This is a genomic window from Modestobacter caceresii (assembly GCF_000761485.1).
GTDB lineage: Bacteria > Actinomycetota > Actinomycetes > Mycobacteriales > Geodermatophilaceae > Modestobacter > Modestobacter caceresii.
This window is the reverse complement of sequence record NZ_JPMX01000120.1, coordinates 1-344: the sequence shown is the minus strand read 5'-3', so window position 1 is coordinate 344 and position 344 is coordinate 1. Positions and strand designations below refer to the sequence as shown.

At 73.5% G+C, this 344-nt stretch carries 1 pseudogene; it reads right to left on the bottom strand.

Going from position 1 to position 344, the window contains the following annotated elements:
- Positions 1-344, bottom strand: a pseudogene (locus IN07_RS26015) (peptide chain release factor 3); the annotation flags it as partial.

Below are 344 nucleotides of genomic sequence, written 5' to 3'. Positions count from 1 at the left end.
CGAAGACGCCGGAGCAGATCCGGATGTAGGCCAGCCGGTCGCGGTGGGCGGCGTCCATCCCGGACTGCACCTTGAACACGAACGCGCTGAACGACGCCTCGACCGGCCGTAGGGCACCCTCGGCGTCGGGCCGCGGCGCGGGCGCGGGGGCCAGGTCGACCAGCACGTCCAGCAGCGCGCCGACGCCGAAGTTGGAGACCGCGGACGCGAAGATGACCGGCGTCGTCTCGCCGTCCAGGAACCGCTGCTGGTCGTGGTCGGCCTCGGTGGCGTCCAGCAGCTCGTTCTCCTCGACCGCCCGGGTCCAGTCGATGCCCTCCCGGGTCTCGGCGGCGGCGGGGGTG